Origin of the sequence: Alcanivorax quisquiliarum (genome assembly GCF_023051175.1) — a bacterium.
Classification (GTDB): Bacteria; Pseudomonadota; Gammaproteobacteria; order Pseudomonadales; family Alcanivoracaceae; genus Isoalcanivorax; species Isoalcanivorax quisquiliarum.
On record NZ_JALKII010000011.1, the window covers coordinates 38379 to 56793 of the forward strand.

Genomic DNA, 18415 nt, shown 5'->3' on the forward strand with positions numbered 1-18415 from the left:
CGAAAACCGCCCAAGAAAGCCATGCGCAAAAGCCGCTCATGAAGTCACTCATGAAGGCCACGCACAAAAGGCACTCTCGGAAGCCACGCGCGCTACAAAGAAGAATAACGAAGCGGGCGCCGTGCTCAGCGCCCGGCACTTCGATACAGGGCGTCAGCCGACAGCTTTATTCACAGTCTGCTCGATCAGCCGGGCGACTTGTGGCAGCACCTGCTCCGGCAGATCATGGCCCATCCCGTCAATGATGTGCAGCGCCGCTCCGGGAATATGCCTTGCCGAGGCGCGGCCACCCGCTGGCCGCACCAGTGGATCGGCGCTGCCGTGAATCACCGTCGCAGGGCAGCGAATCTTCTTTACATAAGGCGTCAGATCACCAGTGGCGAGAATAGCCATGAACTGCTGCCGCACCCCACGCGGATGCAGCCCACGCGCCCAGCTTTCGCCGAACATTTGCTCAAGCAGCGCTTCGCCGGGCGGCAAACGGCCGCCAATAGTGCGCATCATCTGGCGCCCGAAAGCGATGTACTGTTCTTCGTTGGTGATGCGCACTCGCGGCCCGACCAGCGCTTTCAGCGCGGCGGGTTTCGGTGGTGGCAACCAGCGGCTGTTGGTGCTGGACATGATCGAGGTCAGGCTCGACACCCGCTCCGGCCGCGTAGCCGCCATCAACTGGCTGATCATGCCGCCCATGGACACACCGATCAGGTGTGCTCGCTCAATGCCCAGGGCATCCAGCAGCGCGCACGCATCACCGACCATGTCGTGCAACGTATAAGGCGCATGCACTTTCAAGCCCAGCGTGGCCCGCACAATTGCTGCGATCGCGGAATGCCGCAACGGTTCACGCAGCAGCGTCGAGAGGCCTACATCACGATTATCGAAGCGAATGACACGAAAACCGCGTGCGGCCAATGCATCCAGCAATGGCGCCGGCCAGAATACCATCTGCGCCGACAAGCCCATGATAAAAAGCAGCGGTATGCCGTCTTCCGGCCCGCGCTCGTCATAAAAAAGTTCGATCCCTTGCGGCGTCTTGATGCGCCCGCTGCGCAAGGGTGTGGCGGCAGCCGCCACATTGTTCTGTGCAGTTGTCATGGGAGGCAACAGTAGGCAAATGTGCCCTACCGGGCAAGAGCTCCCCCGGCGCTCGAAAGCGATTGGCCCGAACGGCGGGCCGCCGCTGCTCCGGCCTGTTCAGTGCCGCTGTTTTGCCGCGCCGCATCTCGACAAAGCACGCTACAATAGCGCCATGCGTCTCGATTACTTTCTTGCTCACAGCGCCGGCCTGACCCGCAAACAGGCAAAGCAACTCATCAGCCGCGGCGCAGTGACCGTCGATGGCCTGACACGCCCCAAAGCCGGCGATATTATCGCCGGGCACACCGTGCGCCTTGATGGAGAAATCCTGCAACTGCCCGGCGAACGCTATCTGATGTTGCACAAACCACCCGGGGTGGTCTGTTCCACCGCTGACCCTCGTCACAGATCGGTACTTGCACTCTTGCCGCGTGCCGAACAGCACAGCTTGCGCATCGTCGGCCGCCTCGACATCGACACCACCGGGCTGCTGTTGCTGACCACCGACGGGCCGTGGCTGCATCGCATCACCTCACCACGCAGCCACTGCCCGAAACGTTATCGCGCCACCCTCGCCGAACCACTTGATGATACCGCCTTGCAACAATTGCGCGAAGGCGTGCTACTGCGTGACGACCCGACACCCACCCGGCCGGCACTGGCCGAGCGGCTCGCTCCCAACGTGCTGTCGCTGACCATTACCGAAGGCCGTTACCATCAGGTGAAACGCATGGTCGCGGCAACCGGCAACCGCGTGCTGGCCCTGCACCGGGAAGCCATCGGCACCGTGTCACTTGATCCCGCCTTGGCGGCAGGCGAATTCCGCCAACTGGATGCGCAGGAAATTATTTCCCTGAGCACAGTATGACCGCTCAGTTTCCAGTGTTTTGACCCACCTCTGATATACTCCTCGCGCCAAAAAAATGGCCGCATCAGGCATAACTGCAAGGTGCTGGCCGAACTTTTCTGAACGGACATCACAGGAGGAAACAACCACACGCATCATTTCTTATAAGATAGTAAAAAAACGGCTTCAACCTGCCCCTCACCCTGTGCCCGGCTCACCCTGCCCTGTAAAACTAAAGGTGCCTGCAATCTGCTGGCACGTTCAGGCTCGTCGTGCAAATTACTGCACAACGCCAGAACAGCGAGTTCAGCACTGCCAAAAAGGCCGGCAAATATATGCCGCCGAACGGCCAGAGCTGATCGGACACCTCGCTGGGTTTTGCGCACACGACATTCGGCCCGGCCATGCCCGCTTTGATACCGGCAATGGCACGCAGGACAGCGCGACCGGTTCGTCAGGGAACAGCTCGCCGGCACCCTTTTGGTGTTGGCCAACCATGCATCGCGGGATTGCCCGCACTCGGAGCTATCAGGATAAAACCGATGAAAAAAATGATTTCGCTACCCGCCCTCACTGCCCTGGCCACTGCCGTCTCGGCCATGCTGATCGGCACCTCTGCAACAGCTGGTGGGCTGACACTCAATGAGCAAAGTGCCAGTGGCATGGGCACAGCTTACGCCGGCCGTGCCTCCTCTGCGCTGGATGCCAGTACCGTGTTCGGCAACCCCGCCGGCATGTCGCGTCTCGGTGCGCAAGCCAGCGGCGGTTTTGCCGTGATTGACGCGCACATTGATATCCGCAGCGCCAGCGGCGACGCCCCCGGCTCCAACCGAGGCGACATGGTGCCCTTCTCTGTGATCCCGTTTGGCTACTACGTCAATCCGATCAACGACGACTGGCATTTCGGGATCGGCCTCTATGCGCCCTTCGGAGGCGATGCGGATTACGAGCGCAACTTCCAGGGCCGCTATAAAGGCACCCAGACCACCATCCAGGTCGTCACCGTACAACCCACGCTGAGCTACAAGCTCAACGAGCGCATGTCGGTGGGCGTGGGTGCGATGGTCAGTCGCATCGACGGCACCCTGGCCTTCAACCTTGATACCACTGCGCTGGGTGGTGCCGGCGATGGCCGCGTGAAGAGCACCGGGCATGATTATGGCGTCGGCTACAACATCGGCTTCATTGCCGATCTCACCGATGCCACCACACTCGGCCTGACCTATCGCTCGAAGGTGGAATACAACTTGCGCGGGGAAACCAAGGCGCGGAATTTTCCAGCAACGGGCGCAGCACTCGGGCTGATTGACGGCGATTATCGCGGCAAGCTCGATTTCACTTCACCGGAAGCGGCGGAAATCTCCGTCACGCACCGGCTGGATGATCGCTGGACATTGCATGGCGGCGCCATGTGGACACGCTGGGATCGCCTGTCGCGCATTGTCATCGACAACAACGCGCAAGGCTCGTTGCAAACGCTCGAAGAAGAAGTGCAATGGCGCAACACCTGGGCCTTTGCACTGGGCGCCTCCTATCAGCTCAACCCCAGCTGGGTGCTGCGAGCCGGCGCGGCGCTGGATGAATCCCCGGCCACTAATGATTTTCGCAGCGTGCGCACCCCCTATGGTAACCGCAAGGTGGTATCGCTGGGCGCTGGCTGGTCACCGACAGCGAACCTGACCGTGGATCTCGCCTACGCCTACCTGTGGGAGAGCAAAGCGAGCATCAACCAGCCCGCCGAACCACTGCGGCCGGGTTACGCCGCCACCTACGACACCGACGCCCACGGCCTGTCTGCGCAATTCACCTATAAATACTGACGATACCGGCGCGGGCCAATGGCTCGCGCCTCGTTTCCCGCCAATCCTCATTCATTCTTGCGGCACGGCCGCCCATCCAACCCACTGGCGCCCTTCGCGAGCGAGCAGATATTCCGGGGCAAGCCGGGAGAGGGGGCGAATCTCGGGAAAAGCAGAAAAAACCGTTTCTACTTTTCCTCAACCGCCATGCTGTCCACGTTCTGGAAGCCACGGGGCAGCTTGGCACCACGTCGGCCGCGCTCGCCCAGATAATGCTCCACATCGCTCGGTTTGAGATTGAGATGCCGGCGGCCGGAATAAACCACCAGCGTGTCATCTCGCTCGAATACCTGCACTGCCTGCACGAACTCCACCCGATCCTGCACCCGCGCCGCAGGGATCGACATCATCTTGTTGCCTTTGCCGCGCGCCATTTCCGGCAACTCCGTGGCGGGAAATATCAGCAGGCGCCCTTCGTTGGAGAGCACCGCTATCAGTGCCGTTGCCGGATCTTTTATCCGCTGCGGCGCCAACACCTGCGCTCCATTCGGCACCGTGAGCACTGCCTTGCCTGCCTTCTTGTTCCCCTGCAAATCGCCCAGCCGGGCAATAAAGCCGTAACCGGCATCCGTGGACAGTAACCAGGTTTCCTTGTCCTGCCCCATCAATGCCGCGATAAAGCTGGCACCGCTGGGTGGCGCCAGGCGCCCCGACAACGGCTCTCCCTGGCCACGGGCCGATGGCAGCGTGTGGGCAGGCAGCGAATAGCTACGCCCGGTGCTATCCAGAAAGCAAACCTGCTGGTTTGTTTTCCCTTGTGCGGCGGAAAGGAAGCTGTCGCCCGTTTTGTAACTCAGGCCGCTTGCATCCACATCGTGGCCTCTGGCTGCACGCACCCAGCCTTTTTCCGACAACACTACCGTGATCGCATCCGCGGTCATCAGCTCGGTTTCATCCAGTGCCTTTGCGTCATCACGCTTGACCAGCGGCGAGCGGCGGTCGTCGCCGTATTTCTCGGCATCTTCCTTCAGTTCTTTCGCCACCAGGCTTTTCATCTTGGCCATCGAGCCCAGCGTTTCCGTGAGCCATTCACGCTCTTGTGACAGCTCATCCTGCTCGCCGCGGATTTTCATTTCCTCAAGCTTGGCGAGATGGCGCAGCTTCAGCTCCAGAATCGCCTCGGCCTGCCGGTCGCTGATACCGAACCGTTCCATCAGCACCGGCTTGGGTTCATCCTCGAAACGGATGATGCGGATTACTTCGTCAATATTGAGAAACGCAACCAGCAGGCCATCCAGGATATGCAGCCGGTCTTCCACTTTGTCGAGCCGATGCTGGAGCCGTCGGCGCACGGTAATCATGCGGTACTGCAACCATTCATTGAGAATGGTATCCAGCGACTTGACCCGAGGCCGGCCATCCAGGCCGATCATGTTCAGGTTGATGCGGTAGTTTTTTTCCAGATCCGTGGTGGCGAACAGGTGGCCCATCAGCTGTTCCACATCCACCCGACCGGAGCGTGGTGTGATAATCAGCCGGGTCGGGTTTTCATGATCCGATTCATCACGCAGATCGGTGACCATCGGCAGTTTTTTCTTCTGCATCTGATCCGCAATCTGCTCCAGCACCTTCGCGCCCGACACCTGGTGCGGCAGAGCAGTGATGACAATATCGCTCTCCTCCCGCTCCCAGACCGCTCGTTGGCGCACACTGCCCCGGCCTTCGGAATACATCCGGATAAGATCATTTCGCGGCGTGATGATTTCCGCTTCGGTCGGAAAATCCGGCCCCTGGATAAACTCCATCAGATCATCCAGCGATGCGCCGGGATCTTTCAGAAGATGAATGCAGGCATTGGTGACTTCACGTAGATTGTGCGGCGGGATGTCGGTGCTCATGCCCACGGCAATGCCGGTGGTGCCATTGAGCAACACGTTCGGCAGACGCGCCGGAAGCAGCTTGGGCTCATCCATGGTGCCATCAAAGTTGGGCACCCATTCCACCGTACCTTGCCCCAGCTCCGACAACAGCACCTCAGCGTAAGGCGCCAGCCGCGATTCGGTATAGCGCATCGCGGCAAAGGATTTCGGATCATCCGGCGAGCCCCAGTTACCCTGGCCATCCACCAGCGGATACCGGTAACTGAAAGGCTGTGCCATCAGCACCATCGCCTCATAGCAAGCTGAATCACCGTGCGGGTGATACTTGCCCAGCACATCCCCTACGGTACGCGCTGATTTCTTGTACTTGGCAGTGTTCTTGAGGCCAAGCTCGCTCATTGCATACACAATGCGGCGCTGCACGGGCTTCAGCCCATCACCGATATGCGGCAGCGCGCGATCAAGAATCACATACATGGAATAATCCAGATATGCCTTCTCGGTATAGTCGCGCAGCGACGTTTTTTCAAAATCGTCAGCCATTCTCTTTACTCTTGAATGCTTTTCACGGCATCTGTCCGGCCAGTGCCGGCCCAGACACCTGTACGCTTAAACCTCGGCCAGATTGCCTTTCGTTTCCAGCCATTCCTTGCGATCGGATGCGCGCTTTTTGGAAAGCAGCATGTCCATCAGCTGATGAGTATCTTCGGCATCCTCGATGGAGAGCTGTACCAGCCGGCGTGTCTCGGGCGCCATGGTAGTTTCGCGCAGCTGTAGCGGATTCATTTCACCCAACCCCTTGAAGCGGGTAACCTGCGGCCTGGCCTTTTTCTTTTCCGCGCTGATGCGGTCGAGAATACCCTGACGCTCGTCATCATCCAGCGCATAAAAAACCTCCTTGCCTACATCAACCCGGAACAAGGGCGGCATGGCCACAAACACATGCCCTTGCCGCACCAACTCGGGGAAATGACGGAGGAACAACGCGCACAGCAGCGTGGCAATGTGCAGCCCGTCGGAATCGGCATCAGCGAGAATACAGACCTTCCCGTAACGCAGGCCGGCGAGATCATCCACGCCCGGCTCGATGCCCAGCGCCACGGCAATGTCATGAATCTCCTGCGAAGCGAGTACTTCGCCGGAATCCACTTCCCAGGCATTCAGGATTTTACCGCGCAGCGGCATGATGGCCTGGAATTCGCGGTTGCGTGCCTGCTTGGCGGAGCCACCGGCGGAATCCCCTTCCACCAGAAAGATTTCCGTTTGCGCAGGATCATCGCTCGCACAATCTGCCAGCTTGCCGGGCAGCGCGGGGCCACTGGTAATCTTCTTGCGAGCCACTTTTTTTGCGGCGCGCAGCCGCTTCTGGGCATTGCCGATACACAGCTCTGCGAGCTGGCCGGCTTCATCCGTGTGCTGGTTCAGCCAGAGGCTGAAAGCATCTTTCACCACACCCGAAACAAACGCGGCCGTGGCACGCGAGCTCAGGCGCTCCTTGGTTTGCCCGGCAAATTGCGGGTCTTGCATCTTGACGCTGAGGACGTAGCTGGCGCGATCCCAGATATCTTCCGGCGCCAGCTTCACACCACGCGGCAGCAGATTGCGAAATTCGCAGTATTCACGCATGGCATCCAGCAGGCCGGCGCGCAATCCGTTGACGTGGGTGCCGCCCTGCGGGGTGGGGATCAGGTTGACGTACGGCTCGGTCACCAGCTCGCCGCCTTCCGGCATCCACAGCACCGCCCAATCGACGGCTTCGATATCGCCCTTCATGCTTCCGGTGAAGGGCGCCTCGGGCAGTTTTTCCCAGCCACGCGTAGCGTCGTCGAGATACTCCACCAGGCCATCCGCGTATTGCCAGGTTTCTGTCTCGCCACTGTTCTGATCTTCCAGCACCACTTCCAGGCCGGGGCACAGCACGGCCTTGGCGCGCAATAGATGACGCAGGCGCGGCACGGAAATCTTTGCTGAATCAAAATACTTTTCGTCGGGCCAGAAGCGGATCCGGGTACCTGTGTTGCGCTTGCCGCAGGTATCGATGACCTCCAGGTCGGAGGTCTTGTGCCCGCCGGCAAATGTCATGCGATAAACCTGGCCGTCACGGCGCACGCGCACTTCAAGCTGGCTGGAGAGCGCGTTCACTACCGACACCCCGACACCGTGCAAGCCACCGGAGAACTGATAGTTCTTGCTGGAGAACTTGCCCCCGGAATGCAGCGTCGAGAGGATCACCTCGATACCCGGTATTTGCATCTGCGGATGTATGTCCACGGGCATCCCGCGGCCGTCATCTTCCACCGATACTGAACCATCCTTGTACAGCACCACATGCACCTTGCGGGCAAAACCGGCCAGTGCTTCATCGACACTGTTGTCGATCACTTCCTGGGCAAGGTGGTTGGGGCGGGTGGTGTCGGTGTACATGCCCGGGCGCTTGCGCACCGGGTCGAGGCCACTGAGGACCTCAATATTCTCAGCTGTGTAATGGGTGCTCATTGCTGTCCTTCAGTCCAGCTCAATACCACAAAACCGCAACACTAACGGAATGAAGGCATCGAAGTCATCAAAGCTGTGGCTGCCGCCCAGCCCCCGGTAGAGGTGGCAGTCGGCATACAACTCCCAGGCGTCGCGCCAGTCCAGCGTGTCGTCGCCAGTTTGCAGCAACACCAGCATCTGTTCGGGGCGTGCGATATCGTCAACACCATAATGCCGCAGCTGCTCCACCCACTCCGGCTGAAGCTGGTAGCGCTCACCGGTATGGTAATGGGCCACCTCGCCGATATGGGCTTGCAGCAGATCCCAGGGGCGCACCGCCGGATTGATCAGCACGGCGCGGGCGTCATGATGCGCGGCCAGCCAGGTGGCGTAGAAACCACCCAGCGACGACCCGACAAAAGCAACCGGCCCGGCACCTGCCAAGGTGCCTTCAAGAATTGCCATGGCACGGCGCGGCTCCGGTGGCAGCTCCGGCACAAACAGCCGGTGCGCCGCTCCCCGCTCGGCAAACCAGCGCACCATCTGCTGCGCCTTGTGGGATTGCGGCGAACTGTTGAAGCCGTGGATATAAACCAGTGAAATCTGATCGGATATCATAATATCTGGCCCTCACAGAGATGCCCGATGGTATCACGACATCCGGCAGGCCGTAGCGGGCACTCAATAACCCTTGACGCTGAAATCCACCTCGAACTCCACTTCTTCGACCCGGGAGACGGCGGTTTCGATGGTGCCGTCCGCGTACAGATTGAACCAGCGGTAACCGGGTGCTGCGCTGTCCACGGCAAAATGCTCGCTGCCAGGTTTGAACTGCACGCAGGTCGAGGGCGCGGCATACAGCTTCACCCCGCGCCGCTCGCCGCTGTACTCCTGATGAACGTGCCCCCAGATGACGGCACGCACTTTCGGGTGGCGATCCAGGATAGCGAAGAAGCGATCAGCGCTGGCCACCACCTGCTCATCCAGCCAGGCACACCCCATGGGCACCGGATGGTGATGCAGACAGACCATGACGTGTTCCGTGCGAGCATTGCCCAGGGCGCGGTCGAGGAACGCCAGATCCGCCTCGTACAATTCGCCGGGCACTTCGCCGGGGATGGTGGAATCGAGCAGCACGAACGTCCAGGCGCCGAACTCTGTTACGCAGGGGCTGACATGCTCCCGCTTTGCCTGAAGTGCGGCAAGCATGGGCGCGGGTTTGTCGTGATTGCCTTCCAGCCAGTAGGTCGGGGCGCGCAATACCGATAGCGACTCTCGCAAACGCTCATACGAGGTTTGCGACGCATCCTGAGACAAGTCGCCCGTCGCCAGTATCAGATCAATGCGGGGCTGTTCTTGCTGGATCAGCTCCAGCACCTTGTCCAGGCTGAACTGGGTTTCCAGCCCGAGCAGGCGCCCCTTTTCATCCTCGAACAGGTGGCAATCCGACAACTGCACCACTCGCAGGGGCTTTTCTTCCGGCACCTGGCTCAATATCCCCGCTCCCTCCCGATATCTACAAACCTGGCGTGGCGGGCCGGCCGCAGGCGGTGCACATCACCCCGCAGACTGTGCCTCCGAACCACCGTTGCCGTGCGCCTCCCCCCGAAACCACACAGCTACACCAGTGTACGCGCTGACGGAAACCGCACTGCCGCACTTTCCCGGCATCACTGCGCTCTCTGAAGTCAGGCCCTCCTTATAAACCAAAGGCCACTGACATTTCTAGCAGCGCACGCACAGGGTGAGACATGCTTATCAGGCATCCGAGATCAGCGGTCGCCATGGGGTGCCCGCCGCCGCGCCATGTTCTTGCAGATGGCGCAGCCATTCGGCCAGAAAACGGTTCCACTGCACCTTTTCATCGCGCTGGTGCATGGCCGCGTTGGGGTAGTCGTGCCGTGCCGGCACGGTTCGACGATAGGGCCGTGCTCCGCTCACCTCGGCGCTGCGGGCATCATGGTACATCCGTACAGTCAGCGCCGGGCCAGGCAGCAGGCTGTGCGGGCTGTGCTGCTCCAGCTCCAGCATGGTGGTGTAGCGGCAGCGCTCCAGCACACGCAGCGTCAGGCTGCCGGGCGCGGCGTCACCCTGAGGCAGCAACAGCCGCGCTTCGTCACGCTCGCCCAGCCAGCGCAGCAGGCGCATCAACCGGCCATAATTGGCCTCACAGTGCGCCATCATTTCCCGCAAATCGACGCGGTAGCGCTGGCGCCGTGCAAGATCGTCCCGATCGCCCCGATCCGCGCCTGGCGGGCGCTGTCCTGCAGATTTATTCGCGTTCAAAACTGGCTATCCCCCGTGCTCTATCTGGCGCTCGTGGCGTTGCAGCAAGCGCTGATGATGCAGCATCAGCCAGTGCAGTGCGATCAGGCAGGGCGCGTTATCCAGCTGCCCGCTTTCGATCAGCGCCGGCACTTGTGCCACCGGCACCGTCTGCACGCGGATATCCTCGCCCTCCTCCGGGTGCCCGTGGACGCCGCCGGCATTGCCGAGGTCTGCTTCGGCAAAGAAGAGGTGAAGGCGCTCGTTGCTGCCGCCGGGGCTGGCCATATAGCTGGGCAGTGGTACCAGCTCGCCCAGCGCGATGCCGGCCTCTTCCTGCGCTTCACGCCGCACCAGTTGCTCCAGCGATTCGCCTGCCACATCGCGAATGCCTGCAATCAGCTCCAGGCACCATGGCGAGGGCCGAAAATCCAGCGCCCCGACGCGAAACTGCTCCACCAGCAGGATTTCGTCCCGCACCGGGTCCCACGGCAATACCGCTACGGCTTCGGTGCGCACGAACAGCTCTCGCGTCAGCTCACGGCTCCAGCCGCCGTTGAACAGCCGGTGCCGAAGGCGCAGGCGATCCAGGCGAAAAAAGCCCCGGTACGGGCTTTCCCGCTCGATGATTTCCACATCCTTGCGGGAAAAGCCCGGCTGCGTCGTCACGCTTTCACCTCGTGATAAAGCCGTGCGCCGGTGGCCCGGAACTCCGCTGCCTTCTGCTGCATGCCCGCTTCGCTTTCCGCGGCTGCCGCTTGCTCCTGTTCCTGCGCAGCGGCGTAATCGCGCACTTCCTGGGTGATCTTCATGGAGCAGAATTTCGGCCCGCACATGGAGCAGAAATGCGCCTGTTTATGCGCTTGCCTGGGCATTGTTTCGTCGTGGTAGGCGCGAGCGCGATCCGGGTCCAGCGAGAGGTTGAACTGATCTTCCCAGCGAAATTCAAAACGTGCTTTCGACAGTGCGTTGTCACGCAACTGGGCGCCAGGATGCCCCTTGGCCAAGTCGGCGGCATGCGCTGCGATCTTGTAGGCGATGATGCCCTCTTTCACGTCCTCGCGATTGGGCAGGCCCAGATGTTCTTTGGGTGTCACGTAGCACAACATGGCGGTGCCATACCAGCCGATCATGGCTGCGCCAATGGCACTCGAGAGGTGGTCATACCCCGGTGAAATATCCGTCACCAGCGGCCCGAGCGTGTAGAACGGTGCTTCGTGGCACCACTTCAATTGCTCTTCCATGTTCGCCTTGATCATGTGCATCGGCACATGGCCGGGGCCTTCGATCATCACCTGCACATCGTGCCTCCAGGCGATCTCGGTCAGCTCGCCGAGGGTGCGCAGCTCGGCAAATTGTGCCTCGTCGTTGGCATCTGCGACGCAGCCAGGGCGCAAGCCGTCGCCCAGGCTGAAGGTCACGTCGTATGCCTTCATGATGTCGCAGATGTCTTCGAAATGGGTGTAGAGGAAGCTTTCCTGATGATGCGCCAGGCACCATTTCGCCATGATCGAGCCGCCACGAGAGACGATGCCTGTCACCCGTTTTGCCGTCATCGGCACATAGCGCAGCAGCACGCCCGCGTGGATGGTGAAGTAATCCACACCTTGTTCGGCCTGCTCGATCAGGGTGTCGCGGAAGATTTCCCACGTCAGGTCTTCGGCCACGCCGCCGACTTTCTCCAGCGCCTGGTAAATCGGCACCGTGCCGATCGGCACCGGCGAGTTGCGCAAAATCCACTCGCGGGTTTCATGAATATTGGCGCCGGTGGAGAGATCCATCACCGTATCGCCGCCCCAACGCGTGGCCCAGGTCATCTTGGCCACTTCTTCTTCGATAGAAGAGGTAACGGCCGAGTTGCCGATATTGGCGTTGATCTTGGTGAGGAAATTCCGCCCGATGATCATCGGCTCGATTTCCGGGTGGTTGATGTTGGCCGGTATCACCGCCCGGCCACGGGCTACTTCGTCACGCACAAACTCTGGCGTGATCTCGGCGGGGATGGCGGCACCAAAGGGCTGCCCCGGATGCTGCTCCACCGGTAACCCGGCGGCACGGGCAGCAGCCAGCTTCTGATTTTCGCGCAGGGCAATGAATTCCATCTCCGGCGTGATAATGCCGCGGCGCGCATAATGCATTTGCGACACATTGTGCCCGGCGCGGGCCTTCAAAGGTGTGCGAGCACCGGGAAAACGCAGCCCCGCCGTTGCCACATCACGCTCGCGGCGACGGCCGTATTCGGAACTCAGCGCGGGCAGTTGCTCGGTGTCCTCGCGCTCGCTGATCCAGCCCGCACGCACGGCCGGCAAACCTGCGCGAATATCGATTTTTGCCGCCGGATCAGTGTAGGGGCCAGAGGTGTCGTACACCGCCAGCGGCGGGTTCGGCTCCTGGCTGCCGTCGGCCAGCAGCGTGGGGTGCTGGCTGATTTCACGCATGGGCACACGCACATCGGGGCGGCTGCCTGTCACATAGATCTTGCGCGAACCGGAAATCGGCTGGCACGCCTCCTGAATGGCATCGGCGGGGGCGTCGTTGACCTGATCGTAAGGCACAGTAAATCTCCAGCAAGAGTGGCGCAGCCTGGTGCAGAGTCAGGCCGCAGGTTCGAATACGGGGAATCGGGGTGGATAGTGCGCGGGCGGCTCACCCACCAATGCGAAACATCGAACGCTCACTATACGCCAGCGCGCCAAAGCCCCTCAACCAACCACAGCGGGCGTATTAACTGATACCCTGCTCTCGCGACAGCCCGCTCCGGGCGACAGAACCCCTGCACTGACAGCCTGTCAAACCGTGACACCTGAGCACGGGAAGTATTACAAAAGGTGACGGATTGCCGGTACCATTGGGCCTTCCGCCTCCGCGAATAACGGGAACCTTTACCATGCGCACCACTGGTTTATCCATTGCCGCAGCCGCCGCGCTGGCGCTTGCGGTTACCGGCACGGCCCACTCCGCCACGCTGGCTGATGTACTGGAATCCGCCTGGCAGGCAGATTCGCAATGGAGCGGCGCCCTGCGTACCTGGGAAGCCGAGCAGGAAACCCTCGTGCAGGGCCGCTCCGGCTTGTTGCCCAGCGTACACGCCAGTTATGCCTGGCTCGACAACGACATCAAGCTCACCTCCAGCCCCGGCGGGGAAACCGATTTCGAGACGGAAACATTGACGGTATCGCTAGTGCAGCCGCTATTCCGCCCCGGCGCCTGGTATGCCTACAAACAGGCTGATGCCGCGACTTCACTGGCAGCCGCCAATTTCCAGCAGGCCCGCCAGGATTTCCTGTTGCGTGTGGCGCAGCAGTATTTCGGTGTGCTGCAAAGCTGGGAGAATCTGGTGTCGATCCGTGCCGAAGAGCGCGCCATCGGCCGCCAGCTGGAGCAAACGCGTGAACGTTTCGATGTCGGTCTGGTGGCTGTGACGGACGTGCACGAAGCCGAGGCGGTGTACGATCTGACCCGCGTTGAGCGCATCCTTGCCGAAGCGGATTTCGATATCGCCCGCGACCGCCTGGAGGCTTTGACAGGCCGCTCCTGGGAAAGCCTGGCGGCCTTGCAGGAAGATCTGCCGCTGGATGGCCCACAGCCGGCCGAGCCGCAGCAGTGGGTAGAGATGGCACGCCAGCAGAACCCGACCGTGCTGGCCGCGCTGTACCAGGCAGAGACGGCGCGCCATTTTGCCAGCCAGCGTGCCTGGGATCATGGCCCGACGGTGGATCTGGTAGCCCAGCATCAGCGTTACAAAAATGACGCCAGCGGGCCGATCGGCACGCTGAACCAGCCTGATACCCGCACCAACGCCTACGGCATCGAAGTGAACCTGCCGTTGTTCCAGGGTGGCGGCATCAACAGCCGTCGCAAACAGGCGGCGCTGCAACATGAAGCCAGCCAGGACAGATACCAGCAAGCCTGGCGCGATGTGGGCCAGCAGACGCTGGGCACCTATCGTCTGGTCAGTGCCAACGCGCTGCGCATCAGCGCTCGTGCTCAGGCCATCCGCTCTGCAGAATCTGCGCTGGAGGCCACGCAGGCCGGTTATGAAGTGGGCACACGGAATATTGTCGACGTGCTCAACGCACAGCGCACCCTGTTCGCGGCCCGGCGCGATTACGCCAATGCCCGCTACGAATACATCCTCGACAGCCTCGGCCTGAAGGCGTTGTCCGGGGTGCTGGCAGAAGATGATCTGATGCAGGTGAACGCCTGGCTGTCACCGGCCGATCTGGTGGAACTGGATGCCGTCGCCGGCGCCGGTGATCCGCTGGACGATTAACAGGCCGAACAAGCAAGCAGCGCCGCAAGGTGAGCACGGTTGCCTCACCTTGCGCATGCTTCGCCTCTACCCTGAAGCTGTCTTGTCTCGCCTTGCCTCGCTGTTTTCTACCTCGTCTGCTTCTTTCTTACCTCTTCCTTGCCTCTGCGTTGCGGGCGCTCTGATCAATTCTCCCGCCCGGCTGGCCGTTGCGGCCAGACCTGATCCAGCGTTGCCAGCACCCGCGCCAACGCACCACTGTGTGCCGCCACCACCGCTTGCGCGGCCTCTCCCGTGCGACTGCACCGCTCGGCATCCGCCAGTAACGCTGACACCGCCACCGCCAGAGCACTCGCATCATCGACAGTTATCAGCGCATTATTGCCTTCCAGCAGCTCCGCGATGCGCTCAAAATTGAACCGGTTCGGCCCGCTCAACACGGGCTTGCCCCAGGCTGCCGGCTCCAGCAGGTTATGGCCGCCCAGCGTGACCAGCGAGCCGCCCACAAATGCCACATCGCAGGTGCCGAACAACATCAGCAACTCACCCATGGTATCGCCCAGATAAACCTGCACATCGGCCGCCACCGGCTGCCCACTGCTGCGGCGCGCCAACGTGAAGCCGGCCTGCGTCACTTGCCGGGCAATCTCGTCAAAACGCTCGGGATGGCGGGGCACCAGAATCAGCAAGGTTTCAGGCAGCTCGGCACAGATTTGCCGATGGGCCGCCAACACCTGCGCCTCCTCACCGGGGTGGGTGCTGGCGGCAATCCAGATCGGGCGGGCGCCCCACTGGCTACGCAGCGCCTGCGCGCCGGCTCGTATATCGTCATCCAGTTGCAGATCGAATTTCACGCTGCCGGTCACATCGATCCGCTCTGCCGGGGCTCCCAGCCGCTGTAGCCGCTCGGCTTCTGCCTCGGTCTGCACCATCAGGCCGGCAAAACGCTGCATCATTGGCCGCACCAGCGCACGAAACCTGTGGTAACCACGGAAGCTGCGCTCGGAGAGGCGGCCATTGACCAGCCACACCGGCACATGACGCGCCGCCGCCGCTGCCACCAGATTCGGCCATAATTCGGTTTCAAGAATCAGTACCAGGGCAGGATTGAAAGCGCGAAAAAAACGCGCCAGAGCATCCGGCGTATCCCACGGGCAATACACATGCAGCACCTGATCGCCAAACAGCTTTTGCACCTGCTCCGAGCCGGTGGGGGTGGTGGTGGTCACCACCAGCGGCGTAGCAGGATGGCGCGCCAGCAACTCGCGGATCATCGGTGCCGCCGCCAGCGTCTCGCCAACCGACACTGCGTGCACCCAGACGGTATGGCCGGGCTGGCGCGGCAGGCCCAATGCCAGCCGCTCCCGCCAGCGCGCACGATAGGCAGGGGCGCGACGTCCGCGCCACCACAAACGCAGGAACAACGCCGGCATCAGCGCATACCATAACCCGCTATAAAGTATTCGCATCCTGTGCCTCGCCTCCGGCGTCTCGAAAAGCACGCTATGCTAACATAGCGCCCGCGACATACCGCCTGCCCCACGGCCGGCGTCCTCCACCGCTGGTAAGAAGGATTGCCCCCTATGACCGACGCCTCCGAGGCCATTATTCCGCTGGACATAGCCATCTTCGGCGGTGGCATTGCGGGCCTCTGGCTGGCAAATCTGTTACGCCAGCGCGGCTTTTCCTGCGTCGTGCTGGAGGCCGGCACGCTGGGCGGCGGGCAAACCCTGCTCAGCCAGGGCATTCTTCACGGCGGCCTGAAATATGCACTTGGCGGCACGCTCTCCAGCGAGTCGGAAGCCATTGCCGGCATGCCGGATCGCTGGCGTGCCTCGCTGGCCGGAAAGGGCGATCTGGATCTGACCGGCGTGCGCGTGCTGTCCCCGACACAACATCTATGGTCGGCCGGCTCACTGGCATCGCGCTTCACCACTTTTTTTGCCAGCCGGATGCTGCGCGGGCGCATCGAGAAACTGAAATTCGATGCCTACCCGTCAGCACTCCACGACAAAGCGTTTCGCGGCAGCGTTTATCGGCTGGATGATCTGGTCGTCGACACCGAGAGCCTGGTGGAGACGCTTGCCACGCCAATTCAGACCTGCTGCCTGCATGCAGACCTTGCACAGACCCGCCTGCACTGGAGCCCCACGGGCCTTGAGCGCATCGACCTGCCCGAAGTATCGCTGGCGCCCCGCTATACCATTCTGGCAGCGGGCAATGGCAACGCGGCGTTGTTGAACGAAGCGCACGCGCAACATCTGGCCACCGATATCGAAGCGCAGAACCGCCCGTTGCATATGCCGATGGTGCGGCACCGTATGCCGCACCGGCTCTACGCCCACTGCATCGGCGCCAGCAACAAACCCCGTCTGACCGTCACCACTCACGATCTCGGCGACGGCTCGCTGGTGTGGTATCTCGGCGGTGATCTGGCCGAACGCGGTGTGGCGCAATCCGAGCCAGAGCTGATCGCCAGCACTCGCGAAGAATTGAGAGACCTGTTCCCCTGGCTGGACTTCAGCACCGCCGATTTTGCCACGCTGCGTGTCGACCGCGCCGAGCCCCGCCAGTCCGGACTGCTCAAACCCGATAACGCTTACGCAGCGATGCGCCAGCGGCTGCTCGTCACCTGGCCCACCAAATTGACGCTGACACCCGATCTCGGTGATCGCGTGCTGGCTCTACTGGATCAAGTGCAACCACGGCATCCGCAGCCCACGCTGCCGGAAACATTGCCACGCGCCCAGCCGGGCCGCTCTGCCTGGCACCCGATATTCGAGACACACCATGCCTAATTTTCTTCGCCCACTGGGCGATACCGGCCTCACCGTCAGCGCCATTGGCCTGGGCACCGTGAAGCTTGGCCGCGATCAGGGAGTGAAATATCCCCAGGGATTCACTATTCCCGACGACCATGCCGCACGCCGGCTGCTCGATGAAGCCCGCGATCTGCGCATCAATCTGATCGACACCGCGCCCGCCTACGGCGTCAGCGAGGAGCGCCTTGGCCGCCTGCTCACGCAGCGGCAGGATTGGGTTATCGTCACCAAGGTAGGAGAGGAATTCGAGAACGGGCAAAGCCATTTCGATTTCTCGCCGGAGCATGTGCGCTTCAGTATCGAGCGCAGCCTGGCCCGATTACGCACCGATTATCTGGACATAGTGCTGGTGCATTCCGATGGCAACGATATGGCCATCATCGAACAGGCCGGCACGCTTGAGGCGCTGGCCGAGCTGAAACGCAAAGGGCTGATTCGCGCCATTGGCATGTCGACCAAAACAGTGGAGGGTGGGCTGGCGACCCTTGAGCGCGCCGATGTGGCCATGGTGACCTACCAGCTGGGCTACGACGACGAGTTGCCAGTGATTGAATATGCCGCCGCTCATAACAAGGGCATTCTGGTGAAGAAAGCCTTCGCCAGCGGCCATCTCGACCCGACCCTTGAAGACCCGATACAGGCGAGCCTGAATCACATCTTCGGCACGCCTGGCGTCACCAGCGTGATCGCCGGCACCATCAACCCCGTTCACCTGCGCGAAAACGCCAGCAAGGCCAGGCACGCCCTTGGCGGGCGCTGAGGCAACGAAGTCAGTGGGTCACTTCCGATGGCCGTGAAAGCACCAATGGGTTGTTCAAAACACCAAGCTTTTCTTGCTACCCTCTCCCCTCGTGGGACAAGCGAAGCGCAGAACAGCCGCAGGCTGGCCCGAAGGGTAAGCGAATCAGTTTTTTACTCCCCTCTCCCCTTGTGGGAGAGGGGTTGGGGGAGAGGGGGCGACGAACATGCAGCTGCCACGATACCAGCTACATGTTGCA

Annotated in this window: 14 protein-coding genes; 5 read left to right on the forward strand and 9 right to left on the reverse strand. The window is 61.5% G+C overall.

From position 1 onward, the window contains the following. Positions 1–153: 153 nt before the first annotated feature. On the reverse strand, positions 154–1095 hold the full coding sequence (locus MU846_RS13285; RefSeq protein ID WP_246953531.1) for an alpha/beta fold hydrolase: 942 nt from the start codon (positions 1093–1095) through the stop codon (positions 154–156). A gap of 154 nt (positions 1096–1249) precedes the next feature. Here MU846_RS13285 and MU846_RS13290 point away from each other — a divergent pair, with 154 nt between their 5' ends. Together MU846_RS13290 and MU846_RS13295 are read left to right on the forward strand one after the other, a co-directional pair. Continuing rightward, positions 1250–1945 carry a pseudouridine synthase gene (locus tag MU846_RS13290; protein WP_246953533.1) on the forward strand — a complete coding sequence of 232 codons (696 nt, stop codon included), beginning with the start codon at positions 1250–1252 and terminating at the stop codon, positions 1943–1945. 521 nt (positions 1946–2466) lie between these two features. Next, complete coding sequence (locus MU846_RS13295; RefSeq protein ID WP_246953535.1) at positions 2467–3744, forward strand: OmpP1/FadL family transporter; 1278 nt, start codon at positions 2467–2469, stop codon at positions 3742–3744. Positions 3745–3911: 167 nt separating this feature from the next. Here MU846_RS13295 and parC read toward each other — a convergent pair whose 3' ends face one another. From parC to thiC, 7 genes are all read right to left on the reverse strand, one after another. After that, the gene (gene parC / locus MU846_RS13300) at positions 3912–6146 is read right to left on the reverse strand and encodes a DNA topoisomerase IV subunit A (protein WP_246953536.1); all 2235 of its coding nucleotides are present in this window, start codon (positions 6144–6146) and stop codon (positions 3912–3914) included. Positions 6147–6212: 66 nt separating this feature from the next. Beyond that, positions 6213–8099, reverse strand: coding sequence for a DNA topoisomerase IV subunit B (parE, locus tag MU846_RS13305; RefSeq protein ID WP_246953538.1), 1887 nt, complete (start codon positions 8097–8099; stop codon positions 6213–6215). 9 nt (positions 8100–8108) lie between these two features. Continuing rightward, the gene (locus MU846_RS13310; RefSeq protein ID WP_246953540.1) at positions 8109–8696 is read right to left on the reverse strand and encodes a YqiA/YcfP family alpha/beta fold hydrolase; all 588 of its coding nucleotides are present in this window, start codon (positions 8694–8696) and stop codon (positions 8109–8111) included. A gap of 63 nt (positions 8697–8759) precedes the next feature. Then, a complete protein-coding gene (cpdA, locus tag MU846_RS13315; RefSeq protein ID WP_246953556.1) occupies positions 8760–9563 on the reverse strand; it encodes a 3',5'-cyclic-AMP phosphodiesterase in 804 nt (267 codons plus the stop codon). Between the two features lie 273 nt (positions 9564–9836). Continuing rightward, on the reverse strand, positions 9837–10364 hold the full coding sequence (locus MU846_RS13320) for a DUF1249 domain-containing protein (protein WP_442780657.1): 528 nt from the start codon (positions 10362–10364) through the stop codon (positions 9837–9839). A gap of 6 nt (positions 10365–10370) precedes the next feature. Then, positions 10371–11012, reverse strand: a complete 642-nt coding sequence (locus MU846_RS13325) for an NUDIX domain-containing protein (RefSeq protein ID WP_246953542.1) — start codon at positions 11010–11012, stop codon at positions 10371–10373. Then, complete coding sequence (thiC, locus tag MU846_RS13330) at positions 11009–12898, reverse strand: phosphomethylpyrimidine synthase ThiC (RefSeq protein ID WP_371739004.1); 1890 nt, start codon at positions 12896–12898, stop codon at positions 11009–11011. The genes MU846_RS13325 and thiC overlap by 4 nt, the downstream gene beginning before the upstream one ends. Before the next feature lie 332 nt (positions 12899–13230). Here thiC and MU846_RS13335 point away from each other — a divergent pair, with 332 nt between their 5' ends. Beyond that, positions 13231–14616 (forward strand): TolC family outer membrane protein, encoded by a 1386-nt coding sequence (locus MU846_RS13335; protein ID WP_246953544.1) that lies wholly within the window; start codon positions 13231–13233, stop codon positions 14614–14616. A 164-nt stretch (positions 14617–14780) separates the two neighbouring features. On the opposite strand, the gene waaA is transcribed toward MU846_RS13335, so the two are convergent. Further along, positions 14781–16064 carry a lipid IV(A) 3-deoxy-D-manno-octulosonic acid transferase gene (gene waaA, locus MU846_RS13340; protein ID WP_246953546.1) on the reverse strand — a complete coding sequence of 428 codons (1284 nt, stop codon included), beginning with the start codon at positions 16062–16064 and terminating at the stop codon, positions 14781–14783. 114 nt (positions 16065–16178) lie between these two features. On the opposite strand from waaA, the gene MU846_RS13345 reads away from it, so the two are divergent. Both MU846_RS13345 and MU846_RS13350 read left to right on the forward strand, forming a co-directional pair. Continuing rightward, a complete protein-coding gene (locus MU846_RS13345; protein ID WP_246953548.1) occupies positions 16179–17393 on the forward strand; it encodes an FAD-dependent oxidoreductase in 1215 nt (404 codons plus the stop codon). Next, positions 17386–18177 (forward strand): aldo/keto reductase, encoded by a 792-nt coding sequence (locus MU846_RS13350; protein ID WP_246953549.1) that lies wholly within the window; start codon positions 17386–17388, stop codon positions 18175–18177. The genes MU846_RS13345 and MU846_RS13350 overlap by 8 nt, the downstream gene beginning before the upstream one ends. The last annotated feature ends 238 nt before the right edge of the window (positions 18178–18415 follow it).